The sequence below is a fragment of the Kribbella sp. WER1 genome, assembly GCF_054189145.1.
Map to the genome: position 1 here is coordinate 7,870,225 of NZ_CM135186.1, position 26,739 is coordinate 7,896,963.

A 26,739-nucleotide genomic window follows, 5' to 3' on the forward strand; every position below is an offset into this window, starting at 1 on the left:
GTCAGGACAGGCCGGTTCCAACTGCGAGGCCGATCGCGAACGTGACCGCCGCCGACAGCCCGCCGAGCAGCAGCTGGCGGCCGCCGCCGTACCAGAACGGGCGGGCGGTGATCTTGCCGACGATGCCGCCGGTGACCACCAGGCCGAGCGCGCTCAGCAGCAGCGCGGGCAGGATGCTGCCGGCACCGAACACGAACGGGATCAGCGGGATCACCGCGCCGATCGCGAACGCCGCGAACGACGATCCGGCCGCGACCCACGGCGACGGCAGGTCGTTGGGGTCGACGCCGAGCTCCTCGCGGACGTGGACGTCCAGCGCGACCTCCGGGTTCGAGGTCAGCTCGCGGGCGACCTCGGCGGCCAGCTCCGGCCGCAGGCCCTTGGCCTCGTACATCAGCGCGAGCTCGCGCTCCTCCTCGGCCGGGTGGATCTCGAGCTCGCGTTTCTCGACCGCGATCTCGGCCTGCATCAGCTCGGCCTGGGACGACACCGAGGTGAACTCGCCGGACGCCATCGAACAGGCGCCGGCCACCAGCCCGGCGAGGCCGGTCATCAGTACGACCTTGCCGGTCGCGCCGCCGCCGACGACACCGGCGACCAGTGCGAAGTTCGACACCAGGCCGTCCATCACGCCGAATGTCGCGGGCCGCAGCCAGCCGCCGGTGACGTCGCGGTGCGAGTGGTGGATCTCAGGGGACTGCTCCGCGAGTTCCGCGGTCATAAGAACATCCTTCCGCACTGAGGTGAGCCTTGCCGAACTGAGGTTTGCGTAACCTCAGTTAATCTGCATCACCTGTTACATCAGTCTATTCGTTACCGAAATCATCGGCAAGAAAGGTTGCCTGACCGGCCACGATCGTCGCCAGTACAGGCATTGCGCGCAGATCGGCGTTCGGCAACGTCGCCGGATCCTCGGGCACCAGGACCAGATCGGCGGGGTCGCCAACGCTGAGTTGCCGACGGCCACCAGCTGCCGCGTGCAGGGCCGCGGACAGTGGGATCGCCTGCTCGACGTGCCAGGGCGGCCGGTCGTCGTCGGTGCGGTGTACGGCGTCGGCGATCGCGTGCCACGGATCGGGTTCGGCCACCGGGGCGTCGGACCCGAGCTCGAGGGTGGCCCCGGCGCGGAGCAGCGAGCCGTACGGGAACGCCGTCCGGTCCGGCCAGTGCCGGTCGGCGACGTCGCGGTCGCTCATCGCGTGCTGCGGCTGGATCGACGTGACGAGTCCGGGCCGGGCGAACCGGGTCGCGTCGGCGGGCCGGATCAGCTGTGCGTGCTCGATCCGGCCGCGGCAGCCGACCCGCTCGAACGCGTTCAGCGCGATCGTGTTCGCGTGGTCGCCGATCGCGTGCACGGCCGGGTCCAGTCCGTTGCTGGAGGCAAGCGTCATCAGCGCGACGAGTTCGTCCTCGTCGATCAGCAACAGCCCGTGCCGCTCGCCGGCGCCCGCTTCTGGGTACGGGTCGTGGCAGTACGCCGTCCTGGTGTTCAGCGAGCCGTCCGCGACCAGCTTGAACGGGCCGACCTCGATCCGGCCGTGACCGCCCGGGAGGACGTGACCGGTCCGCAGGCCGAGTTCGATCGCCTCGTCCAGCCAGGGCCGCCAGATCGACGTCTTCACCCGGACCGGCACCGGGCCCTGCTGCGAACGGCGGACCCAGTCGGTGCGGTTGTCGGCGTACTCGAAGTCGATGATCGAGGTGATGCCGCGGCTCGCGGCGGCGCGGGTTGCCTCGAGCACCCATCGGTCGACCAGTTCGGGCGGGACGTCCCGGGACAGCTCGTAGTTCACCTGGATGCAGTCCTGCTCCCGCAGGACGCCGGTGTCGTCTTCGCGGCCGAGGTGCCGGAGCAGCGCGGGGCTGAGCCAGATCGCGTGCAGGTCCTGGCTGATCACCGCGACGCGGACGCCGGGGAACGCCGCCTCGAGCAGGTCCTTGTGCGGCGGCGCCGTCCACAGCCCGTCGCGGAACCCGTGCGCCATCACCACATCGCCGGCCGACAAGGGCGGACGGTCCCGCAGCGCCGCGGCGATGAGTTCGACGGCCTCGGTCGCCGAGCGGGCCGGTTGGACGTCGATCCGGCGGCGGCGCTCGGCCCACTGGGCGGTGTGTACGTGGCCGTCGATCAGCCCGGGCAGGAGCGTCGCGCCGCGGTGGGACAGCACCTCGTCACGGGTCTCCGGGACGACCTCGCCGATCGCCGCCAGTCGATTGTCAACAATCCGGACGTCGACAATCGGGCCGCCGCTGCCGAGCCGGACCTGCCGCAGCACGACCGGCTTCATCGGCCGACCCCGTAGGAGCGCATGGTCGCGGCGAGCTCCGGATTCCCGTGCACCCGATCCGCGTCGAGTCCGGCCAGTACGCCGGCCTGGTCGGCGGCGGGTTTGTCCTGGCTGAGCTTGGCCTTGGCCACCACGCGGGACGGCACCAGCCGGAAGCCGGTGGTGTGCGGTGCCAGCTTCTCGGCGTACTCCGTGACCTGGTCGAGGCGGAACGGCTTCGGGCGCGCCTGCTCGTAGTGGTCGACGGTCCGGCTCAGTACGTCGTACGTCTGGTCGGCGGTGAGCAGTTCGGGCCGGCCGTGCAGGTGGCAGACGACGAAGTTCCAGGTCGGGACGTACGGGCCGCCGGCGTACCAGTCCGGGGTGATGTAGCCGTCGGGTCCCTGGACGATGACGACGACGTCGTGCTGCCCGAGTTCGTGGCTGTCGGCGTCGGTGCGGGCGAGATGGCCCGTGATCGACACCGTCGAGTGGTCCGGTTCGGCGAGGATCGGGGCGTGCGAGACCACGAGCCCGGCCGGCAGGTGGCTGACCAGGGTCACCCAGGAGTGACGGGTGATGAGGTCCTGGATGCGGGCGGGGTCGGTCAGGGCGTAAGCGGGGTTCTCCAGCATGCGAGAACCGTAGGATTCCGGCCCCGGCCGCGGCTTTGTCGCGCGGCAACGATTGTCGGCAGGTGGTTGTCGGCGCCGACAGATCAGTCGATCAGGCGAAGCAGACGCAGTTGCAGCCAGGTGGCGAGGATCTGGTCGCCGTCCTCCAGCGACAGGTCGAACATCGTCTCGATCCGCCGGATCCGGTACCGCATCGTGTTCTCGTGGATGTTCAGCGCCTCGGCCGCCCGGACCGCGTCCCCGAACGAGCTCAGGTAGGTCAGCAGGCTCTCGGCGTACTCCGTCCCGTGCAGCTGGTCGTGTTCGCGGATCGCCCGCACCGGTCCGAGCAGTTGCCCCTCGACGGCGGCGCCCTGGTTCGCGACCATCCGCAGGACCACCTCGGTCCGCACCTGCTCGACGCTCGCCACCCGCGGCGTCGCTTCCCCACGGGACGCCCGCCCGGTCAGCACCGCCAGCACCCGGTCCGCCATCGCCCGCGACTCCGGTACGTCGGACAGCCCGGCCGCGCAGGACCCGATCCCGACCAGTACGTCGAGGTGCCCGGAGCGCTGGATCGTCGCCGCGAGATCGTCGGCCAGCTTGAGCAGTCGCGGCGACGGCTCGTCGGTCGTCCGGGTCGGGAGCAGCGCGTAGACGACGCCGGAATCCGTGACACACAAGGCGCTCGAGTGCCACGCCTCGCAGTACAGCGTGACCAGGTCGACGATCCGGGACGAGGCGAGGATCGGCTCGACGTCGTCGCCGACCGGCGCGATCACCAGGACGACGCTCGGGGTGTCCGGTTTGATGCCCAGCTGGGCGGCCGCGCTGCGCGGGGCGACCGCGCCGTCGAGCAGCAGCCGGAGGGCTTCGGTCCGCCGGGCCCGCTCGGGATCGCGTTGCCCGCGGGCGCGGAGCAGGTGCAGCGTGGTCGCCCGGGCGGCGTCGGCGAGGACGAGTTCGGCGCGCGCGACGACCGGCGGCCGGTCGGTCAGCACCCAGATCAGCCCGAGCGCCTCGGTACCGGCGCGGACCGCGATCGCCATCCGGCTGGCGTACTCGGGCGCCGGGCTCTCGAAGTACACCGGGCTCTCCGAGCGCAGCACCGCCTGGTACTCCTCGTAGTTCGTCGGGCGGTCCGGCGTCTGGCGGCCGAGGATGCCGAGCCGGCGGATCTCGTCGATCTCCTGGTGCGGAAGGTTCGAGTAGGCGATCACCCGGCCGGTCGGGTCCTCGATCGTGATCGCGCCGCCGACCGAGGTGGCGATCGCGTTCGCGAGCGCGAACAGGTCGCCGAGCCCGATCGCGGCGAACCGGTCGGTGGCGTCCGAGAACGCCGGAGCCTTGCTGGAGCTGATCAGCGCGTCGAGGTGCCGCCATGCCATCTCGTCCGGGGTGCTGAGCAGCGCGATCCCGGCCTCGTCGGCGGCCTGCGCGAGCCGGGCCAGGTCGTCGCCGAACGCCTTCACGACAACGGCTCGGTAGCCCGACGCCTCCGCGTCGTGGACGGTACGGACGGCCTGTGTCGACGGGCTTCCGGTGAGCAGCAGGATGCCCGCGTCGGCGGGCGGCAGCGGCTCGCCCGGTCCGTGCACGACGACCTCGCGGACCTGGTCCGCCAGCCGGCCGCCGGCGGTGATCACGTGCAGCGCGTGCGGGCCGAGGTTCTCCACGATCCGGTCCAGGGTCCGGTCCGGTGCGTCGGCGGGCGGTTCGACGGGCACGACAAAGGTCGCCGACGGGATCGACGACTCGGGGCTGGACCGACCGTGCATACAGCGAGAATAGACGTCCTGACGGAGATCGCTTTGTCGGATCCGACAAAGCGACCGATCATTCTGGTCGGCTCCGCCAAGGCCCCGAGCCGGTCGTCGCCGCACCATGAGAGGCCCCGTCCGGACGATCGAGGAGGCGACCCGGGTGCTGCCCGTGTGGCTGGAGACCGAGCTGCAATCCGTCCCGGAGATCGCGGTGTTCAGTACCGCCGACGAACTCGTCGCCGAGCTGACCGGCCTGCACGATCTCCACCCCGACCTGACCTCGCTGCGCCGGATCGGGACGTCCCGGCTCGGCGACCCGCTGTTCTGCCTGACGATCGGGTCCACCGGTCCGGACGCGCTGGTGTTCGGGCTGCCGCACCCGAACGAGCCGATCGGCGGCCTGACCGCGCTGCACCTGGCCCGCCGGCTCTGCGCGGACGACGTACTGCGGGAACGCCTCGGGCACCGCTGGCACATCGTCGCGTGCATCGACCCCGACGGGCTGCGGCTGAACGAGGGCTGGCTGAAGGGCCCGTTCACCCGCGAGCACTACGCGCGGAACTTCTACCGTCCGGCCGGCGACGAGCAGATCGAGTGGACGTTCCCGCTCGACTACAAGACGGCGTACTTCGACGCGGTGCTGCCGGAGACGGCCGCGTTGATGCGGCTGATCGACCAGCTCCGGCCGCGGCTGATGTGTTCGCTGCACAACACCGAGGTCGGCGGCGCGTACTACTACCTGTCGCGGCCGGAGCCGGAGTTGCACGGCGTACCGCAGGAGATCCCGGAGCGGCTCGGGCTGAGCCTGGACCGTGGTGAGCCGGAGTCGCCGTCGATCGAGCGGTTCGCCGACGGGATCTTCCGGATGCCGGACATCGAGTCGATGTACGAGTACTACGTCGAGCACGAGGATCCGTTGCCGGAGTCGTTCGGCGGCAACAGCAGCCACTCCTACGCCCGCCCGTACGGGACGTTGACGTTGCTGAGCGAGCTGCCGCACTGGGACGACGCGCGGGTGAGCGACGCGTCGCCGACCACGACGACGTACGCCGAGCTGCTGCGCGAGCAGGCGGCCGGGTTCCGCGAGCTGGTGGGATGCATGGAGGAGATCCTGGCCGCGACCGGGGACGAGCTGACCGCGGGATCGGCGTACGTCCGGGCCAGCCGGTACTACGCGCGGGTGCTGGGGCCGTCGCCGGACGGGATCGAGAAGCGCGCGGCGGAGCCCGAGGCGCAGCGTGCCGCGACGGTCGCCGAGGTCGCGTCGGTGCGGGACTCCGTGCACATGTTCCGCCTGCGGTACGCCGGGATGCTGCTCCGGGCCCTCGACGGAGAGGTTGCCATCGGCAACGCGACGCCGGCGATCCGGGCCGCGCAACGGCGGCTGGCCGCGCAGTACGACGGCTGGCTCGCGGAGGCGGCCGCCGCCGCGTCGATGGTCCAGATCCCGATCGGCTCGCTGGTCGCCTCGCAGTACGCCGCGCTGGCCGCGACCGCCGAACACCTGAGCCGTGCCCGTTAGCCCGCGGATCGAGCAGCTCCGCCGGGAGCTCGCCGACGGCCCGGTCGCCGGCGTACTCGCGCGGTTCTGGGCCGAGGTGGCGCTGACCGGGACGCCGCTGATCGAGCCGTACGACGACGAGCAGCGGCTGGTCACGTTCCTCTGGAAGGAGGACCGGCCGGTTGCGAACGTCACGGTGATCGGCGGACCCGCGTTGTGGTGGGAGATCCCGGACAACCAGCTGGAGCGCTTGGACGGGACGAACGTGTGGTTCCGGACGTACCTGGTCCGGGCCGATCACCGGGCGCGGTACGTCCTGTCGCCCGACGACTCGCTGGAGCCGCTGGCCGCCGCCGGTACGCCGGAAGCGGTCGCGCGGGCGGCGACGTTCGTACCGGACCCGTTGAACAGGTCGCCGTTCACGTTGCCCGGTGTCGTGGGCGATCCGGTGAGTCCGCCGCAGCACTTCTCCACCTTCGCGCTGGATCAGGCGACGCCGCGCGAGTGGTGTGCGCCGCGCGCCGGGGTACGGCGTGGAACGATCCGCGAGGAGACCGTCGCGTCGGACGTGCTGGGGAACGAGCGGACCGTGTGGCTGTGGGAGTCGGCCGTACGGGGTCCGGACCCGGCGCTGCTCGTGCTGCTGGACGGGCGGGACTGGAACGAGGCGTTGCCGATCTTCCCGACGCTGGACAACCTAGTCGACGCGGGGGAGCTGCCGCCGCTGGTCGCCGTACTGCCGGACAGTATCGACTTCACTACCAGAGCCCTCGAATTGCCTTGTAATGAACAGCATCTAGGCTTTCTGGCCGACGAGTTGTTGCCGTGGGCGCGTAAGTTGACCGGGGCGACGACCGATCCGCGACGGACCGTGATCGCCGGCAAGAGCTACGGCGGGCTGGCATCTGTGTACGCCGGTCTGCGGCGGCCGGACGTGTTCGGGACGGTGATCGCGCAGTCCGGGTCGTTCTGGTGGAGCCCGCCGGACGAGGAGCCCGAGTACCTGCTCCGGCAGGTCGACCACGCGCTGCCGGTCCGCTTCTGCCTGGACGTCGGCCTGCAGGAGGGCGACTGGATGATCCCGCAGACCCAACGCCTCGCCGGCGCCCTCGACCGGTACGCCGACGAGGTCCTCTACCGCGAGTACAACGGCGGCCACGACCTGAACTGCTGGCTGGCCGAACTACCAGCGGAACTCCGCTGGGCGTTCAAACCCTAGGCCCACCAGTCCCGACCGTCGATCGTGCCGACCCGGCGGTCGTGGTCCCAGCGGAAGATCTCGCGGCCCTGCTGGTACGCGAGTTCGACGCGCTGCATCGGGTCGAGCGGATCGCCGGACCAGACGCACAGGTCGGCGTCCTTGCCCGGGGCAAGCGATCCGACCCGGTCGGCGATCCCGAGTGCGCGGGCCGGGTTGAGCGTGACGGCGCGCAGCGCGACGTCCCGGTCCAGCCCCTCGCGGACGGCGTACGCGGCCTGCACGATCAGCAGGTTCGCCGGGATCACCGGGTGGTCGGTGACCAGCGACAGCTCGATCCCTGCCTCCGCGAGCAGCCGCGCGTTCCGGAACGCCCGGTTGCGGAGCTCCACCTTGCCGCGGCCGACGATCAGCGGACCGAGCAGTACCGGGATGTTGCGCTCGGCAAGGAAGTCCGCCACCAGGTGTGCCTCGGTCCCGTGGTCGATCACCAGGTCGTACCCGAACTCGTCGGCCAGCCGGACCGCCGTCCGGATGTCGTCCGCGCGATGGCAGTGCTGCCGCCACGGGATCTCCCGGCGCAGCACCCGGCCGAGCGCCTCCTTCCCCAGGTCCACCGGCGTACCGTCGTACTGGCGTGCTTCGGCGAGCGCCTGGCGGATCACCGCGGCGATGCCCATCCGGGTGGCCGGCAGCCGGCCGGCGTCGCCGTGGTACCGCTTCGGGTTCTCGCCGAGCGCGGACTTCATCCCGGCGGGGGAGCGGAGCACCATCGCGTCCACGGTCCGGCCGGTACAGCGGACCGCGACGGTCTCGCCGGCGATCGGGTTGCACGAGCCGGGGTTGATCCCGACCGCGAGTACGCCGCCACCGACCGCGTCCCGGAACCCCTCGTCGGCCGAGTTGATCGCGTCCAGCGCGCGCAGTTGTGCGGTCACCGGGGTGGTCGCCTCGTCGTGGTCGTCACCCGCCCAGCCCTCGCCCTCCTCGAGCGTGCCCATGTGGGTGTGCGCGTCGACCAGCCCGGGCAGCACCCACCGGCCGCGGGCGTCCACGACGGTGGCGCCGTCGGGTACGGCGACCGTCGCGCCGACGGCGACGATCCGCCCGTCGTCGATCAGCACCGTCCCGCCGGGGATCGGAGGTCCGTCGATCGGGACCACGGTGCCACCGTGGATTGCCAGCATCGTCATGGCCTGCATCCTGTCCGGATCGACCCGGCTTTGAGGCTGTCGATCTCGACAACATCGACGCGCCGAATCTGATCTGCCCGATAAGGCTGGCCCTTCACCGAGCGGCCCAGGATGGGGCGGACCGATCCCCTGGAGGCCCCTGATGACCGGAATTCCCGCCCGTTCCGCGGCCGGCGTACGACGGCGTGTGCGAGGCACCCTGGCCGTGCTCGCGGCTGTCTCGATGACGGTGCTCGCCGCCTGCGCCGGGAAGAGCTCGGCGAGCGACGGGGACCAGAGCTTCGCCGTCGGCGTACCGGCGTTCTTCGTGCAGAACCTGACGCCCGGCAGCTCTGGCAGCAGCTACGTCGACTACGCGATCTGGTCGCCGCTGACCCGGGTCGACGGGCAGAGCGGCAAGCTCGAGATGCTGGTCGCGGATTCGATCGAGTCGACGGACAACGTCAACTGGACGATCAAGCTCAAGCCGGGCTGGACCTTCCAGGACGGCAGCCCGGTCACCGCGCAGTCGTTCGCGGACTCCTGGAACGCGACCGCGCTCGGCGCGAACGCCCTGACCAACAACGCGTCGACAGCGATCTTCGCCGGGTACGCCGCGATGAACCCGCCGAAGGGCAAGCCGGCCGCGAAGACGTTGTCCGGCGTCCACGTCGTCGACAAGTCCACGCTCAAGGTCACGCTGGTCAAGCCGAACGCGCTGCTGCCGTACATCCTGTCCTCGACCGCGTTCGCACCGCTGCCGGCGAACGCGACCAAGGACCTGAAGGACTTCGGCACGCACCCGATCGGCAACGGCCCGTTCAAGACCAGCGGCTGGGACACCGGTGCCCAGGACATCAAGCTCGAACGGTACGACGGGTACGGCGGCGCCAAGGCCCTTGCCAGCGGCATCGACCTGCACGTGTACCAGCAGACCGGCGCGATCTACACCGACTTCCAGGCCGGCACCATCGACCTCGCGCTGCTCGACGGCGCCGACCTGTCCAAGGCCAAGAAGGACACCCCAAGCCAGGTCGTCGACGTCCAGTACCCGGCGGTCGTGTACCTGAGTTTCCCCTTGTACGACAGCCGGTTCGCGAACCCGCAGCTGCGCAAGGCGATCTCGATGGCGATCGACCGGGACGCGATCGTCAAGTCGCTGCTGGCCGGCAACGCGAAGGCCGCCACCGGGCTCGCTCCGCCGACGCTCACCGGCGGTGGTGACGCGAAGTGCGACGCCTGCAAGTACGACCCGGCCGGAGCCAAGGCTGCGCTGCAGGCGGCCGGCGGCTGGAACGGCCCGATGACGCTCTACACCTACCAGGACCCGACCAACGAGAAGGTCCTGCAGGCGATCGCGAACCAGCTCCGGACGAACCTCGGTCTCCAGAAGGTCAGCTTCGAGTCGCAGCCGATCGCGCAGCTGTACCAGGGCCTCGGCGGCAAGTCGATCAAGGGCCCGAGCCTGCTGTACTCCGGTTCGCCGTACCCGCACATCTACGCGCTCGCGGACCAGATGTTCTCGGCCGGCGCGCCGCTGAACGTGACCGGGTACGACTCGAAGGCGTTCGCCGGGCTGATCGCCCAGGCGGCGTCGAGCAAGGACGCGGACGCGACCACGAACTACGCCAAGCAGGCCGCCGAGCAGGCGCTCGCGGACCTTCCGGTGGCGCCGCTGTACTGGCCGGTCGGCGGGCTGGTGCATTCGGACCGGTTGAGTGGCATCGTCCCGGAGGTGCTCGGCGGCGCCCGGCTGTCGGTCGTCAAGGTCGGCTGATGGCCGGCTACGTGATCCGCCGGCTGGCCGGGATGGTCCCGGTCGTGCTCGGCACCACGCTGCTGATCTTCGCCGCGGTGTACGCGCTGCCGGGCGACCCGATCAAGGCGCTGGCCGGTCCGGGGCGGGTGCTGTCGCCTTCGGTCGAGGAGGCGCTGCGGTCGCGGTTCCACCTGGATCAGCCGTTGTGGGCGCAGTACGGGCACTATCTCGGCGGGCTGCTGCGGGGCGATCTCGGGATCGATCTGCAGGGGCACGAGGTGTCGGACCTGGTCGTCCGGGCGTGGCCGTACACGTTGGAGCTCGGGCTCACGGCGTGGGCGATCATGGCGGTGGCCGGGATCGCGCTCGGGACGTTCGCCGGGATGCGCCAGGGCGGGACGGTCGACTGGATCGTGTTGACCGCGACGACGGTGGTGGTCGGCGTCCCGTACTTCGTGGTCGCGTACGTCGCGCAGATCCTGCTCGGGGTGAACCTCGGCTGGTTCCCGACCTCCGGCGTACGGGAGGGCTGGCCGGCCAGCTACCTGCTGCCGGCCGCCGTCCTCGCGCTGTTCGGGATCCCCGAACTCGTCCGGCTGACCCGGGCCAGCATCATCGAGAACCGGTACGCCGACTACGTGGACACCGCGATCGCGAAGGGCCTGCCGCAACGGATGATCGTGGTCCGGCACATCCTGCGGAACTCGCTCGTCCCGGTGGTGTCGGTGCTCGGCCTCAGCCTCGGGTACATGGTCAGCGGCACGGTGCTGATCGAGGGCATCTTCAACATCCCCGGCCTCGGGTACGTCGTGTTCAACGGCATCTCGCAGCAGAACGGCCCCGTCGTGGTCGGGGTCTGCAGCCTGCTGGTCCTGGTGTACTTGGTCATCAATCTGATGGTCGACATCGTCTACGGCCTGCTCGACCCGAGGATCAGCCTTGCCGGCCGCAAGTGAGGTGCTGGCGGCACCCCGGTCCCGCCGGCGGGTGTTGCGGAAGCCGCGGATCGCGATCCCGCTCGGCGTGGTCGTACTGATCCTGATCGTGGCCGCCGTACCGGGACTGTTCGCGCCGACCGATCCGCGGGCGTGCGACCTCGGCAACAGCGGCAACGGTCCGGTCGCGGGGCATCCGTTCGGCTTCGACATCCAGGGCTGCGACCTGTACAGCAACGTGGTGTACGGGACGCGGTCGTCGGTGACGATCGGGTTCACGGTCACGGCCGGGTGCGTGCTGATCGCGTTGGTGCTCGGCTGTCTGGCGGCGTACTACCGCGGCGCCGTCGACGCCGTGATCAGCCGCACGATGGACATCTTCTTCGGCTTCCCGGCGCTGGTCGGGCAGGTCGTCATCCTGAACACGTTGCACCAGCGCAACGTCGTCGTGGTGTCGGCCGTCCTGATCCTGTTCGCGTGGCCGGCGATGACCCGGCTGATGCGGTCGGCCGCGCTCGCGACCGTCGACCTGGACTTCGTGAAGGCGGCCCGCGGGCTCGGCGCCGGACCGCTGCGGGTGATCGCGCGGCACGTGCTGCCGAACTCGTTCGCGCCGATCCTCGCGGTCGCCAGCCTCGGCGTCGGCGGGATGATCACCGCGGAGTCGGCGCTGACGTTCCTCGGTGTCGGGCTGCGGGCGCCGTCGATCTCGTGGGGCGTCCAGCTGAACCAGGCGCAGGACTCGTTCCGCGACCACCCGCATCTGCTGCTGTTCCCGTCCCTGTTCCTGTCCGTGACCGTGCTGTCGTTCGTGATGCTCGGCGACGCGTTGCGGGACGCCTTCGATCCGAGGTCGCGATGACAACACTTCTGGAGGTCTCGGACCTGACGGTGGAGTTCCGTACGGCGCGCGGCTGGAACGTGGCCGTCGACGGCGTCGACCTCTCGCTGACGCCGGGGCGGACGCTCGCGGTGCTGGGGGAGTCCGGGTCGGGCAAGAGCGCGACGGCGCGGGCGATCATGGGCGTGCTGCCGGCCGGGGTTGGCCGGGTCGGGCGTGGACGCGTGGTGCTGGACGGTCAGGATTTGTTGCAGTTGCCGGCGGAGCAGCGGCGTACCGTCCGGGGTGCTCGGGTGGGGATGGTGTTCCAGGACGCGCTGTCCGCGTTGAACCCGGTGCTGCCGGTCGGGTACCAGATCGGCGAGGGGTGTCGCGTGCATCTGGGGATGTCGCGGCGCGCGGCCCGGCGGCGGGCGCTGGAGCTGCTGGAACTGGTCGGGATCCCGGACGCGGGGCGGCGGATCGACGACTACCCGCACCAGTTCTCCGGCGGGATGCGGCAGCGGGTGATGATCGCGACCGCGCTGGCCGCCGACCCGGAGATCCTGATCGCGGACGAGCCGACGACCGCGCTGGACGTGACCGTGCAGGCGCAGATCCTGCAGCTGCTCGCGACCCTGCAGGCGGATCGGCAGATGAGCCTGATGCTGATCACCCACGACATGGGCGTGGTCGCCGGGATGGCGGACGACATCCTGGTGATGTACGCCGGACGCGTCGTCGAGCAAGGCCCCGCCGACGACGTCTTCGAGCAACCCGCCCATCCGTACACGCGCGCGCTGCTCGACTCGATCTGCACGGCGGACCGGAAGGGGCTGCCGCTGCGGGTGATCAGCGGGCAGCCGCCGGATCTCGGCAACCTGCCGTCCGGGTGCGCGTTCCGGACCCGGTGCGGGCAGGCCGCCGACGTTTGCCGAACAACCCCGCCCGTGGCGGCGGTGTCGCCGGTCCACCAGGCCGCATGCCATTTCGCCGGAGGTGCAGGATGACCGTGGTACTGCGGGCCGCCGGCGTACGGCGTTCCTTCCGGATCGGCGGGCTGCTCGCCGGGCGGCGGGGGACCGTGCACGCGGTGGACGGCGTCGACCTCGAACTACGGAGCGGGGAGACGCTCGGGATCGTCGGCGAATCGGGGTCCGGGAAGTCGACGCTCGCGCAGCTGCTGGTCGGGATGGAGCGGCCGAGCGCGGGCGAGATCGAGCTGCTCGGCGAACCGTTGCACACGATGCGCGGCCGGCGGCTCCGGCGGGCGCGGCGCGACATCCAGTTGGTGCACCAGGACCCGTACACGTCACTGGATCCGCGGATGACCGTCGGCGCGATCGTCCGCGAACCGCTGGAGATCCATCCGGACGTCGTACCGCGGGGTGATCGGGTCAAGGCGGTCGCCGAACTGCTGGAGATGGTCGGGCTGAACCCGGACCAGTCCGAGCGGCTGCCGCACCAGTTCTCCGGGGGCCAACGGCAACGGGTCGGGATCGCCCGGGCGCTGGCGCTGCGGCCGAAGGTGCTGGTCTGCGACGAGCCGGTGTCCGCGTTGGACGTGTCGGTGCAGGCGCAGATCGTCAACCTGCTCGAGCAGTTGCAGCGGGAACTGGGGATTGCGTACGTATTCATCGCGCACGACCTGGCGGTGGTGCAGCACATCGCGGACCGGGTCGCGGTGATGTACCTCGGGCGGTTCGTCGAGGAGGGCGACTCGGTGCAGGTGTACGACCGGCCACGGCACCCGTACACGAAGGCGCTGCTCGCGGCGGCGCCGGTACCGGACCGGTCGGCGCGGCACCGCCCGCCCGAGATCGTGCTCCGGGGCGAGCCGCCGAGCCCGTTGGATCCGCCGTCCGGGTGCCACTTCCGGACCCGATGCTGGCTGGCCGAGGATCGTTGTATTGTCGACAATCCGACGCTTCTGCGGATCGGGTCGAGCGCGGTCGCGTGTCACTTCCCGCTGGCGGATCCGTTGCCGGAGGCAACCCATGCCGGCTGACGGAGGCCTGACCGCGGCGGAGGCGGCGGCGCGCTCGGCGGTGGTGTCGGTGACGTCGTACGCCGTGACGCTCGACCTGACCGGGCTGGTGGACGGCGAGTCCTTCGTGTCGCGGAGCGTCGTCGAGTTCACGTACGACGGGACCGGCGGGCCGGGGATGACGTGGATCGACCTGGTCGCCGCCCGCGTGGAGCAGGTGGTGCTGGACGACGTCGTACTGGATCCGGACGAGGTGGTCCGGGGCGATCGGCTGCGCCTCGGTCCGCTCGGCGGCGGTCATCGGCTCGAAGTTCACGCACACCATCAGGCAGGCTCCGGCCGCGGCCTCTCCAAGACGGTCGATGACGGTGTGTATGCGTGGACGCAGTTCCAGCCGTTCGACGCGCGGCGGGCGTTCGCCTGTTTCGACCAGCCGGATCTCAAGGCCACGTTCGCGTTCGAGGTACGGGTGCCGCTCGACTGGCATTGCGTCAGCAACCGGCGGGAGTCGGAGGTCGTCGAGGACGGGGACGTCGCGGTGTGGCGGTTCCCGCCGACGCCGCGGCTGCCGACATACTCCACGGCTGTGTGCGCCGGACCGTTCCACGTCGTCAGGTCGGGCCGTCTCGCGCTCTACGCGCGGGGAACGCTGGCCGGTCCGTTGGAGCGGAACGCGGGCGAGATCTTCGATCTGAGCCGACGTGCTCTGGCCGTCTTCGAGGACGCGTTCGGGGTGGGGTTCGACGGCGACTCGTACGACCACGTGTTCCTCCCGGACCAACCCGGCGCGATGGAGAACCACGGCTGCGTGACCTGGAACGACCAGGTCCTGTACCGCTCCGAGCCGACCGCCGAACAACGCCGCCGGCGGGCGCTCGTCCTGCTGCACGAGATGTCGCACATGTGGTTCGGCAACCTGGTGACGCCGCAGTGGTGGGACGGCCTGTGGCTCAGCGAGTCGTTCGCCGACTGGGCCGCGCTCTGGGCCGCCGCCGAACTCGGCGTCCTGGACCGCCGCTGGTCGGTCGCGACCGCCCTCGAGAAGGAACGCGCCGCCGACGCCGACCTGCTCTCCTCGACCCACCCGGTCAGCCGCCCGATCCCTGACATCGCCACCGCCGAGGCGAACTTCGACGCGATCACCTACGCCAAAGGTGCCGCCGTACTGCGCCAACTCGTGGCGGTCGTCGGCGAGACCGCGTTCTTCGAAGGCCTCCGCAAGTACTTCGGCCAACACGCCGGCGCGAACGCCAACCTGCCCGCGCTGCTCGCCGCCGTCCAGCCGTTCACCCCGACGGACCTGACTGCCTGGTCGAGACTCTGGCTCGAATCGAGCGGCATCAACACCCTCGCACTCGCCGACGGCGTCCTCACCCAGCACGGCCCCCTCCGCCCCCACACGATCTCGATCGGCGCGTACGCCGGTACGCCGCTCACCGAGATCGCCCGCGTCGACCTGTCACTGACCGAGACCCACACCGACGTCCCGCTCCCTGCCGCCCCGCTCCTCCTCCTCGACGACCGCGACACGACGTACGCGCTCCTGCATCCCGACGACCGCTCGATCCGTTCCCTGGTCAGCTCCGGCGCCGAGCTGACCGATCCCGTGGCCCGCTACACGGTCCGCCGTACCCTCCGATCCCTGATGCACGACGGTCGCGTCTCGGCCCGCGACGTGGTCCAGTACGTCGCCGCATCCCTCCGCACCGAACAAGACCCGATCCACCGCGAAGCCCTCGCCGCCCTGGCCACCGAGGCCACTGGCCCCTACGCCGACCCTGCCGACCGCGAGTCCCTCGAACAAATCCTCGCCGCCATCATCACCCCCGCCCTGATCGATGCCATCGGCCACTTCTCCTGCAGCCCCGAACAGCTCCGGTCCTTCCTCGCCGACTCCGACCTGGCCCAACCGACCCGCTGGCGCCTCCTCACCCGCCTGGTCGCCCTCGGTGCCGCCGGCAACGACCAGATCACCATGGAGCAAACCCGCGAGCCGGACTCCCGGTGGCAAGCAGCCGCGGCTCGGGCAGCCACCCCAACCTCAACCGCGAAGACCGCCGCGCTCGACCTCCTACTGACAGCCCCCGGCGTTCCGCCCGCCGTACTCCGCACCTTCGGCGCAGCGCTCTGGCACCCCCGTCACCCCGCCGACCACGCCACGCAGTTCGTCGACCGCCTCGTCCCCTTCGCCCACGCCACCGACTGGCCGGCCGCCGCCCGCGTAGCCCGCTACGCCTTTCCGACCACCGCCGACCTCCCGGTCCTCGACCAGGTCCGCGAGTTGGCGACCCGCGTCCCACCCGTCCTGGCCCAAGCCCTCCAGGACCAAGAACAAACTGCCCGCCGCGCCGCAACCGCGAGAAACGCCTGGAGATAGCGTGCCGTTGTGGATCAACTACGCGCGCTCTTCGAGTTGTTCGGTACGACGCAGGCCGCCGGGCGGTCGCGGGTGTACGAGGTGCTGAGCGCGGAGATCGTCGGCGACGAGGAGATCCTCGGGCTGATGCTCGGTACTGCTCCGGTCCAGCGGAAGCCGAGCTTGTTGTTCGCGTGTGTGAACGCGTTGCTGGCCGAGCACCCGGATGAGTCGTTGGCGGCGTACTACCCGACGCACGGTGGGCGACGGGAGGTAGACGACGGGTTGATGCCGGCGTTTCGCGAGTTCTGCCGGACGTACCGGGATCCGCTGGCGGCGTTGCTGCAGTCCCGTTCGACGCAGACGAACGAGCCGCGGCGGGCGATTGCGTTGAAGTTGGCGGTGAGTCATCTCGTCCGTGAATGGGACTGTCCGGTGGCGGTCGCGGAGGTCGGCGCCAGCGCGGGGCTGAACTTGTCGTTCGATCGGTATTCGTTCAGCACCCGCTTCCTCGGCGGCGAGCCGGAAGCCCCGCCGAACCTCCGAGTCACCAACAGACTGGGGATCGACGCGCAGCCTGTCGATCTGCGGGATCCGGTGGCTCGGGCGTGGCTGGCGGCGTTCGTCTGGCCCGAGCAGGTGGACGACCTGGAAATGTTGCGCCAGGCAACGGAGGTGACGCTGGCCGGAGACGTCAGCGTGGTCGCGGGCGACGCCGCGCGGGACGTCGAGCGGTTGTTGTCGGCCGTGCCCGGCGACGAGCCGTTGGTCGTGTTCACCGCCTCGCTGCTCAGCTACCTGACCCCGGGCGACCGCGCTGCCTACCTCGAGCAGTTGGACGCCGTTGGTCAGCACCGGACGGTCGCCTGGGTGTTCGCCGAGGCGCCCGGACTGCTGGCGCGGGCCGGCCTCGACGTCCCGCCCGACCTGGCCCGGCGCAACTCCACCTACCTCGTCGGGACCGGCGGCGACCTGCTCGCGCTCGCGGATCCGTACGTCCGCTGGCTGGCGCCGCGCCGTACGCCGGACGACGACTTCGCCTGGGTGCCCTGACCTACTGGCCGGAGAGGGACCGGGCCTCGGCGAGCAAGCGGTCGGCCATCTCGCTGAGGTGGGGGACAGGGGAGGCAGCGGCGAGGGCGAGCCAGCGGATGGCGTCCGGCCATTCGTGGCGTTCGCGGTGCAGGGCGGCGACGTTGATGGCGGCCATCGCGGCGGTTTCCGGGTCGTCCTCGGCGGCCAGGTCCGTCAGCAGGATGCGGGCGCGGTCGTGGTCCCCGAGCGAGATCAGCAGTACGCCGAGGCGCATCCGGGCCTCGCGGTACTCCGACGGCGCGGTCGAGTCGGCGGCGGACTCGTAGTACGTGCGGGCGTCGTACGGCAGGCCGGCGCGTTCCTTGAGTTTGCCGAGGTCGAGGGCGGCCGACCGGACGGACGGCGCGTGGCCCGAGTCGTACGCGAGCAGCAGGTACAGCTCCGCCTCGGTGTCGTTGCCGTGGTCGGCGGTCATCCGGCCGAGAGCGATCGCCGCCTTGGCCATCCGGCGGGTGCTCGGGTTGTCGATCGCCCGGTGCAGTTGCTCGACGGCCTCGGGCTCGCGATCGAGGTGCAGGAGCAGTTGAGCGCGGCGCAGCGCGATGTCCGGTTCGGCGTCCGGACCGGCCAGTTCGAGGGCGCGATCGAGCGACGCGGCGGCGTCCTGGAGACGGTTCTGGGTCACCTCGAGCAGCGACATCATGATCTCGCCGGCACCACGGGTCCCGGCGTCCAGGCTGTGCCGGGCCTGCTCCGCGAAGTCGAACGCGTCACCGACCCGGTCCGCCTCGACCAGGTCGTCGAACCTGTTCAGCGCCCGGTCGTAGTCGAGGCCGAGCGTCGACACCTCTGCCTGCCGTACCGCGAGATTGTCCGCGACCCGCGCGTCCCGCCGTCGCCGGAACCACCCGCGCCGCTGACCCGCGTCGTTCATCGCCGCCCCACTTCCGCCTCGTCCACCCGGAACCCGATGCCCCGTACCGCCTCGATCCGCAGCGCGACCCGCTCCCGGAGCCGCGCGACGACCTCGTCGACGTCAGCGCCGCACGCACGTTCGAGCCGCGCCCGGGTCACCACGGCACCGGGCGTCCGCAGCAGCAACTCGAGTACGGCGTACTCCGAACCGTCGACGCCGTGGTCCGCCATCGCGGGAACGGCCACCGGTTCCCGGCAGATGCTGCGCACCCGATCGACTATCTCCGCCGAAGCCGCCGGCCAAACCAGGGAGTCGTCCACGCCGTACTGCACGAGCGCCGCCCCGTCCTCGCCCGCGGTCAGCATCAGCACCGGAACGCCCGGTCGCAGTGAGATCACGAGCGCAAGGTCGTCCGTCACCAGCCCGTGGTACGACGCTCCGTGCAGCGCCCGCTCCGCCGCCGCCCGATCGTCCACGACGTCGGCCGTGAACCCGCCGTCCCGCAGAGCCGCTCCGATCCCGGCCCCACCTTCACGATGCAGTACCAGAATGCGCACAACAGCGCATTCTATTCGAACGATCGAACCGTGCCGGCTACCGGAAGATGTAGAAGCCCGTCACCGCGGTGGGGAGGATGCCGAGGACCAGCCAGAGGGAGAGCAGGCTGCGGCGGTGCAGGGCGAGGATGCCGGCCGCGGTGAGGACGCCGATGACCGCGGACATGATCCACAGGCCGACGCCCTTGCCGAAGTCGTCGTGGGAGACGCCGATGCTGTAGACCGCGAGCGTGACCGCGGGGACGCTGCCGACGTGGAACAGGATGGCCGAGACGACCCAGCGCTGGACGGTCTCGATGTCCATCGGCCGCGGGGTGCGGCGCCGGATCGTGCGCCGGGGCCTCGGTTGCGGGTCGGCGTACGGTGCCTCGTCCATCAGTCCTCACTCACCGGTGCCGGGCCGGCGTTGCGCGCGGCGGCGATCACGCGGGTCAGCCGCTCGTGGAGCTCCATCAACTCGTCGACGTCCAGGCCGAGCCGGGCGACGACGGCCGGTGGCACCTTCAGCGCGTCGTCGCGCAGCGCCCGCCCCTTGTCGGTCAGCGCGACCGCGAGCGAGCGCTCGTCCCGGGTGTTCCGGTCGCGACGCAGCAGCCCGGCGCTCTCGAGCCGCTTGAGCAGCGGGGACAGTGTCGCGGGCTCGAGCTGCAGCATCCCGGCCAGGTCCTTGACCGAGACCGGCTCGAACTCCCAGAGCGCCAGCATCACCAGGTACTGCGGATGGGTGAGACCCATCGGCTCGAGCACCGGTCGATACAGCCCGATCACACTGCGGGCCGCGATCGCCAACGCGAAACACACCTGGTGCTCGAGCGCGAGCGGGTTGTCCGGCAAGGTCTGTCGTGCAGGCATACAGTTAGTGTAGCAATAATTAGTACACTAACAATTCACGGTCTACTTGGTCGGCGGCATCAGGACGCTGTCGATCAGGTAGACGGTCGCGTTCGCCGTCTTCACCCCGCCGCAGATCACGTTCGCGCCGTTCACCTTGAGCGCGGCGCCCGAGCCGGTGACCGTGACGTCCTGCTTCTCGACGGTCGGGTGCTTGCCGACCACCGCGGTCGGGTCCAGCTGCCCGGCGACCACGTGGTACGTGAGGATCTTGGTGAGCAGCGCGCTGTTGGTCTTCAGGGTGTTGACGGTCGCGGCCGGGATCTTCGCGAACGCGGTGTCGACCGGGGCGAAGACGGTGAACTCGCCGCCGTTCAGCGTCGAGACCAGGTTCACCTTCGGGTTCAGCTTGCCGGAGACCGCGGCGACCAGGGTCTTCAGCAGCGGGTTGCCGGAGGCTGCGGTGGCCAGCGGTGCGGCGGCCATGCCGTCGATGGAGCCGGCGCCGCTCGGGTTGGCCTTCGCGTACGCCGCGCAGCCCGGGCCGACCGGTCCGGAGGCCGCGTTGCTCGCCGACGGGGACTCGCTCATGCTCGGGCTGTCGCTGGGGGTCGTCGCGGGCGCGGAGGACGACGTACTCGTCGAGGGCGAGCTGCTGGAGTTGTTGTCGTTGCTGCCACAGGCCGCGGCCGTGAGGACCAGAGCCAGGGAAGTCGCGGTGAGGCCGGCGCGGACGAGGATGCGGGACATGGTGTTCTCACTCTCGATGGAGGGCCGCGTGCGGGCTGCCCGCGGCTGTCATCGAGGGTTCGGGGCCGTCGCCGTCCCGGATGGGCCGATTCGGCAACGAGTTCACGGACACATCCGTGGCGGGTGTTGTGGCGAAGGGCCGGCGTCTCGCCGTGCGTCCTGCCGATCATCTTCTTCGCCGGTACGACGGGATCCGCCGGGCCGGTCGCGCGGGACCGTCGGCCGCTCAAGATCATCGCCGGGGTCGTCGTCAGCTTCAGCCTGTTCACGCTGACCGGGTCGCTGATCCTCGACGGCCGGATCGCTGGCGCGGCTGAACTGCAACGTCGCGAAGGTGTACCACGGGCTCTCCGGCCACGGCACCGTCACGGTGTCGAACCCCGGCCGGCCGGATCGGGCCATCACCGTGAACGGTACGCCGAACGCCTATCGGATTGTTGACAATCCTACGGTGGAACGCGCGACGATGACGCTGACGTACTCACCGGGGGTTTCGGCGTACACGTTCAGTTTCGGGTGATCCGGTCCGGCACCTGCTCGATCCGGGTCCAGCCCTTCCAGCCGCGTTCTTCCATGATCCTGAGCAGCCGCACGGACTCGGGCGCGGACTCGATCATGACGGCGTCCAGGAGTTCGACGAGCTTGTCGTCGAACGGCTCGTCGCCGAGCTCGCCGGCCTCGGCCGCGCGGAGGTAGATGCGCTCCAGGAGGTCGGCGATCTCGTACAGCAGGGTCTCGTCGCCCTGGTTCTCGACCGCCTCGCTCACCAGGCTGTACAGCTTCTGCGCGTCCGGGTCCGCGAGCTGCTCGTGCTTCGCCGCGATGACGGCGTCGATCAGCTCCGGTACCTGGGCCGCGATCATGATCCAGGCGCCGCGTTCCATCTCGATGTAGCGCTCGCTGACGCCGTGCTCGCGCAGCCGGTCCAGGTAGCCGACCACGCTGTCCGGCAGCGCGAGGTGGTCGCCGGCCGCCAGCTTCGCGAGCCGCCGGCGGCTGTCCTGCAACCGCCGGATCTCCGCCCGCAGATCCTTGTCGATCCGGTGTACGCCGTCCTCGAACTCTTCCGGCGCCGCGTCGAGCAGCTCCTGGACCCGCGCCAGCGGTACGCCGGCCTCGGCCAGCGTGTGGATCCGGATCAGCCGGACGACGGCCGCCGAGCCGTACGTCCGGTACCCGGAGCTGTCCCGGCCGGGCTCCGGCAGCAGCCCGATCTTGTGGTAATGCCGTACGGCCCGCACCGTCACACCGGCGTACGCCGCCAGCTGGCTGATGGTCAGCATGGATCCAGCCTGCCTCAGGCGACCTTCCGCCGATAGGCCAGCATCGCCAGGACGTACGCGACGACGAGCACGCCGACGCACCACGCCAGCGCCGTCCAGATGGCATTGCCGACCGGTTGCTGGGCGAACAGCGCCCGGATCGTGTCGACGATCGACGTCACCGGCTGGTTCTCGGCGAACCACCGCACCGGCCCGGGCATGGTCTGCGTGGGCACGAACGCCGAGCTGACGAACGGCAGGAAGATCAACGGGTACGCGAACGCGCCCGCGCTCTCCACCGATCCCGCCGTCAGACCGGGGATCACGGCCAGCCAGGTCAGCGCCAGCGTCGACAGCAGCAGGATGCCGGTCACCGCGAGCCAGGCCGCCACCCCCGCACCCGTCCGGAAGCCCATCAGCAGCGCGACGCCGACAACGATCACCAGCGCGATCACGTTGGCGACCATCGACGTGACGACATGCGCCCAAAGCAGCCCGGACCGGGCGATCGGCATCGACTGGAACCGCTCGAGGATCCCGCTCTTCAGGTCCATGAACAGCCGGAACGCGGTGTACGAGATCCCGGACGCGATCGTGATCAGCAGGATGCCCGGCAGCATGAAGTTGATGTACTTCGACCCGGTCGAGATCGCGCCGCCGAACACGTACACGAACATCAGCATCAGCGCGACCGGCGTGAGGACGGTCGTGATGATCGTGTCCAGGCTGCGGGTGATGTGCCGCAGCGTCCGCGCGGTGAGGGCGACCGTATCGCTGACAAAGTATGTGCTCATTGGGCTTGTTGCGGGTAAGGCCCGTCCGTCTGGGCGGGGAGGAACCGCAACTGCCTCCCTTCAGATGAAGACTGTCGGTGCCGTCTGATTGGTTCGGTGTCATGGCGCGCTACCGTCTCGCACCAGCTCCGGCTCAGCTGTCTGGGTTGCTGGAGCACTGCAGGCATGCGCGGTACGTGTGGAACTTGGGGTTGGAGCAACGGTTGATGTGGCGTCCGGGCCGCCCCGCCACCCCTCGGTATGTGGCGCAGTCCGCGCAGTTGACCGAGGCACGCGCGGCGGAGCTGTGGCTGAAGGCTGGATCGCAAACCGTGCAGCAACAGGCGTTGCGTGACCTCGACCAGGCGTGGAAGAACTTCTACGCAGGGACCCGTGGCCGCCCGACATGGCGGCGCGAAGGTGTGCACGAGGGGTTCAGGATCGTCGGTCCTCAAGCGCAGCGGGTGGAGAAGCTGAACCGGAAGTGGGGCCGGGTACTGGTCCCGAAGATCGGCTGGATCAAGTTCCGGCTGTCCCGGAAGCTGCCGGACGCGAAGTCGTACCGCGTCATGCGGGACCGTGCCGGACGTTGGCACATTGCGTTCGCGGCCATCCCCGAACCCATCCGGTCGCCCGGAACCGGTGCCGTTGTGGGTGTGGATCGTGGAGTCACCGTCTCGGCGGCCCTGTCGACCGGGGAGCTCCTGTGCTGTCCCGGTCTGTCGGCGCGAGAGCAGCGGCGAATCAAGCGGCTGCAACGCAAGCTCGCCAGAGCCACGCCGGCCAGCAAGCGGCGTGCGGAGCCGCGGGCCGCGATCGCGCGGTTCAAGGCCCGGGAGAGCGACCGGCGGAAGGACTGGGTCGAGCAGACGACCACCGACCTCGCCCGCCGGTTCGACGTGATCGGTGTCGAAGACCTTGGGATCCGCAACATGACCAAGTCGGCGCGAGGCACCCGCGAAGCGCCGGGCCGCAATGTCCGGCAGAAGGCTGGGCTCAACCGGGCAGTCCTCGCCCAAGGCTGGGGTCGGCTCGTTCGGCGGCTGGAGCACAAAGCGCCGGGCCGGGTCGAGAAGGTCAATCCCGCGTACACGTCGCAGACCTGCAGTTCCTGTGGGCATTGTGCAGCGGAGAACCGTGAGAGCCAAGCGGCGTTCCGATGCGTCGCCTGCCGGTACGAGGCCAACGCCGACGTGAACGCGGCAGTCAACATCGCTTGCAGCACCGCGGCCGGACGGGCCGTGAACGCACGCGGAGAGACTGCGGTACTGGTCTCTGAGAAGCGCGAACCTCAACACGCACCTCCAACGGTCGCGTAGTTGGAATCTCTCGCCGCCCGGCGAGAGAGGACGTCAACGCTGGTCTCCAATGATTGCCAGGAAGATCTCCTCGAGCGTCGGCTGCTTCTCGACGTACTCGACCTTTGCGGGCGGCAGCAGCTGCTTGAGTTCGGCGAGGGTGCCGTTCGCGATGATCCGGCCCTGGTGCAGGATCGCGATCCGGTCGGCCAACTGCTCGGCCTCGTCGAGGTACTGCGTGGTGAGCAGCACCGTTGTACCGGAACCGGCCAGCTCCTTGACCAGCTGCCAGACCTCGATCCGCGCCTCCGGGTCGAGGCCGGCCGTCGGCTCGTCGAGGAAGATCACCGGCGAGTCCCCGATCAGGCTCATCGCGATGTCCAGCCGGCGCCGCATGCCACCCGAGTACGTCGCCACCCGGCGGCCGCCCGCCTCGGTCAGTGCGAACCGCGTGAGCAGCTCGTCGGCCACCGCGCCCGGGTTCGGGAGGTGCCGCAGTTTCGCGACCAGCACCAGGTTCTCCCGGCCGCTGAGGATCTCGTCGACGGCCGCGAACTGCCCGGTCAGGCTGATCGACTGCCGGACGTCGGCGGCCTGCCCGGCGACGTCGAAACCGTTGATCGTCGCGGTCCCGTCGTCGGCCCGCAGCAGCGTCGCGAGGATCTTGATCGTGGTCGTCTTCCCCGCGCCGTTGGAGCCGAGCAGCGCGAAGATGCTGCCGCGCGCCACCTCGAAGTCCACCCCGCGGAGGACGGACTGTTTCCCGTAGGACTTCCGCAATCCCTGTACCTGGATCGCCGTATCGGTACTCATGGCGTCAGCATGAAGGGTTGACCCTGCGTCAAGGTCAAGGCAGCGATTCCGATCAAGTGCTCGCGACAGCCGATCAAGCGCGGGACGAGCGCGGTCGGCAGGCTTGGAGCGTGTCTTCTACTACTACGTCCCGGACGGCCGCCCGCCGTTCCGGACTGTTGTCCTTGGTTGCTCTTGATCTCGGGATCTGCCTGCTGGTGGCGAGCGAGTTCCTGCCGGCGAGCGTGCTGCCGCGAATGGCCGCCGACCTCGGCGTGACCGAAGGTACGGCGGGACTCGCGGTCGCCGCGACCGCGATCGCCGGGGCGGTGACGGCGCCGTCCATCGCGGTCGTGCTGCCGCGGGTGGACCGGCGCCGCGTCCTGATCGCGCTGCTGGCGGCGGCGGCCGTCTCGGACCTGGCGGTGGCGCTCGCGCCCGCGTTCGCGGTGGTGTTGCTGAGCCGGCTGGTGCTCGGGGTCGCGATCGCCGGGTACTGGTCCTTCGCTTTCGGCGCCGGCGTCCAGGCGCTGCCCGGTCGCGAGCGAGTGGTGTCGACGAGTCTGTCGGTGGGGGTCAGCGTGGCGACGATCGTCGCGATCCCGCTGGCGTCGATCGGCGCCGACACCGCCGGGTGGCGGGTGGTGTTCGGGGTGGCGGCCGCGTTCACCGTGCTGAGTCTCGTGTTCTTGCTCGCGGTGTTCCCGGCGGTGCCGGCGCATCCGTCGGCGGGGCTGGTGATGATGCGGAGCGCGCTGCGCAATCCGTTGCTGATCGCGGGACTGGTGATGATCGTGCTCGCCGCGCTGGGGAACTTCGTCGCCTACCCGTACATCCGGTTGGCGATCATGCGGGTGACGCCGGGGGACTCGGCCTGGTTGCTGCTCGCGTGGGGGTTCGGCGGGCTGCTGGGCAACCTCGCGGCCGGTGCGTTGTCGACCCGGCTGCGGGTGGCGTCGGCGGTCGCCCCGTTGCTGCTGTCGGTGAGCCTCGCCGTCACCGGGTACGCCGTCGGCGTGCCGATGCTGGTCGTCGGCGTGGTGACCTGGGGGATCGCGTTCAGCATGATCCCGGTCGCGACACAGCTATGGGTGGCGCAGGCGGAGCGGGAGCACACCGAGTCCGCGATGAGCCTGCAGGTGACGGCGTTCCAGGTCGCGATCACGGCCGGGTCGGCGGTCGGCGGCACGGTCGTCGACGGTCACGGGGTGGCGGCGGCGCTCACGGTCGGCGCGGTCTGCGCAGTACTCAGCGGGATCGGTTTCGCCGTACTGCGGCCGTCGTGAAGGACGTCGGATCGCCAGGACTGCGGTGAGTAGCCGTGGTCGGCGGCGAAGGCGCGGCTGAACGCGGCGATCGAGCCGTAGCCGCAGCGGGCCGCGACCGCCTCGACCGGGAGCCGGGGATCGGACAGCAGCCGCCGCGCCTCACCCATCCGCACCTCGCGGAGCATCCGGACCGGGCTCCGGCCGAGCGCCTTCTGGAACCGCGCGCTGAGCGCGGACCGGGACAGGTGGACCAGACTCGCGAGCGACTCGACGCTCCACTTGTTCCCCGGGTCCGCGACCACGGCATCCAGCACGCGGGCGACGAGCGGATCCCCGGCCTCGTCCCCTCGGTCGTGCAGCCAGGAGTCCGTCATCGCCGCGCCGATCAGCGTGCCGTATCCGTCCGCGAAGACCGACGCGCGGCACACCCCGTCCAACGGGCAACCGCGAACGAGATCGGCGACCCCGGCATGTTGCGCGGCGAACCCGCGAACCAGCAGCGGGCTCGGCACCGGCTGCGTCGCGACGATCACCCGCAGATCGCCGACCGCGAGCTTAGCCCCGCCGTCCGACGCGACCGCGAACGCCGTCCGGGCGTCCACCCAGACCGCGTCGCCGACCACGAGCGCCGTACGACCGCTTGCCGTCTCGAGGTACGCCGCACCGTCGAGCAGCAGGAACCACGCCGGTCCCGGCACACTCAACGACCCGCCCGCTCCGATCACCTCGTGGGTGAGCCGGCCGAGGTCGAACCGGGCCGCCGTACGCCGAGAATCCACCATGAACGGGACAACAGCCCGGACCGGCCGGGCTATTCCACGGTTAAGGGTTCGGCTACAACTTCTCGTGGCGGGGGTGGCGCTCTGTCACACTCGCGGCACCCGT

At 70.4% G+C, this 26,739-nt stretch carries 26 protein-coding genes; 12 read left to right on the top strand and 14 right to left on the bottom strand.

Annotation, left to right across the window (positions count from 1 at the left end; genetic code table 11):
* Nucleotide 1: 1 nt before the first annotated feature.
* The 4 genes from ACXJJ3_RS38415 to ACXJJ3_RS38430 form a co-directional block, all read right to left on the bottom strand.
* Nucleotides 2-721, bottom strand: a complete 720-nt coding sequence (locus tag ACXJJ3_RS38415; protein ID WP_458166877.1) for a VIT1/CCC1 transporter family protein — start codon at nucleotides 719-721, stop codon at nucleotides 2-4.
* Between the two features lie 85 nt (nucleotides 722-806).
* On the bottom strand, nucleotides 807-2,288 hold the full coding sequence (locus ACXJJ3_RS38420; protein ID WP_458166878.1) for an amidohydrolase: 1,482 nt from the start codon (nucleotides 2,286-2,288) through the stop codon (nucleotides 807-809).
* Complete coding sequence (locus tag ACXJJ3_RS38425; RefSeq protein WP_458166879.1) at nucleotides 2,285-2,902, bottom strand: FMN-binding negative transcriptional regulator; 618 nt, start codon at nucleotides 2,900-2,902, stop codon at nucleotides 2,285-2,287. The genes ACXJJ3_RS38420 and ACXJJ3_RS38425 overlap by 4 nt, the downstream gene beginning before the upstream one ends.
* A gap of 83 nt (nucleotides 2,903-2,985) precedes the next feature.
* Nucleotides 2,986-4,659 (bottom strand): PucR family transcriptional regulator, encoded by a 1,674-nt coding sequence (locus tag ACXJJ3_RS38430; protein WP_458166880.1) that lies wholly within the window; start codon nucleotides 4,657-4,659, stop codon nucleotides 2,986-2,988.
* A gap of 106 nt (nucleotides 4,660-4,765) precedes the next feature.
* Between ACXJJ3_RS38430 and ACXJJ3_RS38435 the strand changes: the two genes are divergently transcribed.
* Nucleotides 4,766-6,166, top strand: coding sequence for a M14 family zinc carboxypeptidase (locus ACXJJ3_RS38435; RefSeq protein WP_458166881.1), 1,401 nt, complete (start codon nucleotides 4,766-4,768; stop codon nucleotides 6,164-6,166).
* Nucleotides 6,156-7,364, top strand: a complete 1,209-nt coding sequence (fes, locus tag ACXJJ3_RS38440) for an enterochelin esterase (RefSeq protein ID WP_458166883.1) — start codon at nucleotides 6,156-6,158, stop codon at nucleotides 7,362-7,364. Before ACXJJ3_RS38435 ends, fes begins: the two co-directional genes overlap by 11 nt.
* Here fes and ACXJJ3_RS38445 read toward each other — a convergent pair.
* The gene (locus ACXJJ3_RS38445) at nucleotides 7,361-8,536 is read right to left on the bottom strand and encodes an amidohydrolase (RefSeq protein WP_458166884.1); all 1,176 of its coding nucleotides are present in this window, start codon (nucleotides 8,534-8,536) and stop codon (nucleotides 7,361-7,363) included. The genes fes and ACXJJ3_RS38445 overlap by 4 nt on opposite strands.
* A gap of 142 nt (nucleotides 8,537-8,678) precedes the next feature.
* On the opposite strand from ACXJJ3_RS38445, the gene ACXJJ3_RS38450 reads away from it, so the two are divergent.
* From ACXJJ3_RS38450 to ACXJJ3_RS38480, 7 genes are read left to right on the top strand one after another with little or no spacing between them, the layout of a single operon-like run.
* Entirely contained in the window at nucleotides 8,679-10,292 is a 1,614-nt protein-coding gene (locus tag ACXJJ3_RS38450; protein ID WP_458166885.1) for a peptide ABC transporter substrate-binding protein, read from the top strand.
* The gene (locus ACXJJ3_RS38455; protein WP_458166886.1) at nucleotides 10,292-11,230 is read left to right on the top strand and encodes an ABC transporter permease; all 939 of its coding nucleotides are present in this window, start codon (nucleotides 10,292-10,294) and stop codon (nucleotides 11,228-11,230) included. The genes ACXJJ3_RS38450 and ACXJJ3_RS38455 overlap by 1 nt, the downstream gene beginning before the upstream one ends.
* Complete coding sequence (locus ACXJJ3_RS38460) at nucleotides 11,214-12,071, top strand: ABC transporter permease (RefSeq protein WP_458166887.1); 858 nt, start codon at nucleotides 11,214-11,216, stop codon at nucleotides 12,069-12,071. Before ACXJJ3_RS38455 ends, ACXJJ3_RS38460 begins: the two co-directional genes overlap by 17 nt.
* Nucleotides 12,068-13,039 (top strand): ABC transporter ATP-binding protein, encoded by a 972-nt coding sequence (locus ACXJJ3_RS38465; RefSeq protein ID WP_458166888.1) that lies wholly within the window; start codon nucleotides 12,068-12,070, stop codon nucleotides 13,037-13,039. The genes ACXJJ3_RS38460 and ACXJJ3_RS38465 overlap by 4 nt, the downstream gene beginning before the upstream one ends.
* Nucleotides 13,036-14,037 carry an ABC transporter ATP-binding protein gene (locus tag ACXJJ3_RS38470; RefSeq protein WP_458166890.1) on the top strand — a complete coding sequence of 334 codons (1,002 nt, stop codon included), beginning with the start codon at nucleotides 13,036-13,038 and terminating at the stop codon, nucleotides 14,035-14,037. Before ACXJJ3_RS38465 ends, ACXJJ3_RS38470 begins: the two co-directional genes overlap by 4 nt.
* Complete coding sequence (locus tag ACXJJ3_RS38475; RefSeq protein WP_458166892.1) at nucleotides 14,027-16,393, top strand: M1 family aminopeptidase; 2,367 nt, start codon at nucleotides 14,027-14,029, stop codon at nucleotides 16,391-16,393. The genes ACXJJ3_RS38470 and ACXJJ3_RS38475 overlap by 11 nt, the downstream gene beginning before the upstream one ends.
* A 9-nt stretch (nucleotides 16,394-16,402) precedes the next feature.
* The gene (locus ACXJJ3_RS38480) at nucleotides 16,403-17,425 is read left to right on the top strand and encodes a DUF2332 domain-containing protein (protein WP_458166893.1); all 1,023 of its coding nucleotides are present in this window, start codon (nucleotides 16,403-16,405) and stop codon (nucleotides 17,423-17,425) included.
* 1 nt (nucleotide 17,426) lies between these two features.
* Here the strand turns inward: ACXJJ3_RS38480 and ACXJJ3_RS38485 are convergent, their stop codons facing one another.
* From ACXJJ3_RS38485 to ACXJJ3_RS38505, 5 genes are read right to left on the bottom strand one after another with little or no spacing between them, the layout of a single operon-like run.
* On the bottom strand, nucleotides 17,427-18,341 hold the full coding sequence (locus tag ACXJJ3_RS38485; RefSeq protein ID WP_458166894.1) for a tetratricopeptide repeat protein: 915 nt from the start codon (nucleotides 18,339-18,341) through the stop codon (nucleotides 17,427-17,429).
* Entirely contained in the window at nucleotides 18,338-18,880 is a 543-nt protein-coding gene (locus tag ACXJJ3_RS38490; RefSeq protein ID WP_458166896.1) for a hypothetical protein, read from the bottom strand. The genes ACXJJ3_RS38485 and ACXJJ3_RS38490 overlap by 4 nt, the downstream gene beginning before the upstream one ends.
* A 37-nt stretch (nucleotides 18,881-18,917) precedes the next feature.
* Nucleotides 18,918-19,256 (bottom strand): hypothetical protein, encoded by a 339-nt coding sequence (locus tag ACXJJ3_RS38495; RefSeq protein WP_458166897.1) that lies wholly within the window; start codon nucleotides 19,254-19,256, stop codon nucleotides 18,918-18,920.
* Nucleotides 19,256-19,732, bottom strand: a complete 477-nt coding sequence (locus tag ACXJJ3_RS38500) for a MarR family winged helix-turn-helix transcriptional regulator (RefSeq protein WP_458166898.1) — start codon at nucleotides 19,730-19,732, stop codon at nucleotides 19,256-19,258. The genes ACXJJ3_RS38495 and ACXJJ3_RS38500 overlap by 1 nt, the downstream gene beginning before the upstream one ends.
* A gap of 42 nt (nucleotides 19,733-19,774) precedes the next feature.
* Nucleotides 19,775-20,461 (bottom strand): fasciclin domain-containing protein, encoded by a 687-nt coding sequence (locus ACXJJ3_RS38505; protein ID WP_458166899.1) that lies wholly within the window; start codon nucleotides 20,459-20,461, stop codon nucleotides 19,775-19,777.
* 334 nt (nucleotides 20,462-20,795) lie between these two features.
* Between ACXJJ3_RS38505 and ACXJJ3_RS38510 the strand changes: the two genes are divergently transcribed.
* Entirely contained in the window at nucleotides 20,796-20,981 is a 186-nt protein-coding gene (locus ACXJJ3_RS38510; protein ID WP_458166900.1) for a hypothetical protein, read from the top strand.
* On the opposite strand, the gene ACXJJ3_RS38515 is transcribed toward ACXJJ3_RS38510, so the two are convergent.
* A complete protein-coding gene (locus tag ACXJJ3_RS38515) occupies nucleotides 20,968-21,744 on the bottom strand; it encodes a MerR family transcriptional regulator (protein ID WP_458166901.1) in 777 nt (258 codons plus the stop codon). The genes ACXJJ3_RS38510 and ACXJJ3_RS38515 overlap by 14 nt on opposite strands.
* 14 nt (nucleotides 21,745-21,758) lie before the next feature.
* Nucleotides 21,759-22,517, bottom strand: coding sequence for an ABC transporter permease (locus ACXJJ3_RS38520; protein WP_458166902.1), 759 nt, complete (start codon nucleotides 22,515-22,517; stop codon nucleotides 21,759-21,761).
* A 101-nt stretch (nucleotides 22,518-22,618) separates the two neighbouring features.
* Here ACXJJ3_RS38520 and ACXJJ3_RS38525 point away from each other — a divergent pair, with 101 nt between their 5' ends.
* Nucleotides 22,619-23,815 (top strand): RNA-guided endonuclease InsQ/TnpB family protein, encoded by a 1,197-nt coding sequence (locus ACXJJ3_RS38525; protein WP_458166903.1) that lies wholly within the window; start codon nucleotides 22,619-22,621, stop codon nucleotides 23,813-23,815.
* 33 nt (nucleotides 23,816-23,848) lie between these two features.
* Here ACXJJ3_RS38525 and ACXJJ3_RS38530 read toward each other — a convergent pair whose 3' ends face one another.
* Nucleotides 23,849-24,607, bottom strand: a complete 759-nt coding sequence (locus ACXJJ3_RS38530) for an ABC transporter ATP-binding protein (protein ID WP_458166904.1) — start codon at nucleotides 24,605-24,607, stop codon at nucleotides 23,849-23,851.
* A 110-nt stretch (nucleotides 24,608-24,717) separates the two neighbouring features.
* Here ACXJJ3_RS38530 and ACXJJ3_RS38535 point away from each other — a divergent pair, with 110 nt between their 5' ends.
* Nucleotides 24,718-25,872 carry an MFS transporter gene (locus tag ACXJJ3_RS38535; protein WP_458166905.1) on the top strand — a complete coding sequence of 385 codons (1,155 nt, stop codon included), beginning with the start codon at nucleotides 24,718-24,720 and terminating at the stop codon, nucleotides 25,870-25,872.
* Here the strand turns inward: ACXJJ3_RS38535 and ACXJJ3_RS38540 are convergent.
* Nucleotides 25,788-26,636 carry a helix-turn-helix transcriptional regulator gene (locus ACXJJ3_RS38540; RefSeq protein WP_458166906.1) on the bottom strand — a complete coding sequence of 283 codons (849 nt, stop codon included), beginning with the start codon at nucleotides 26,634-26,636 and terminating at the stop codon, nucleotides 25,788-25,790. The two genes, ACXJJ3_RS38535 and ACXJJ3_RS38540, sit on opposite strands and share 85 nt — an antisense overlap.
* Between the last annotated feature and the right edge of the window lie 103 nt (nucleotides 26,637-26,739).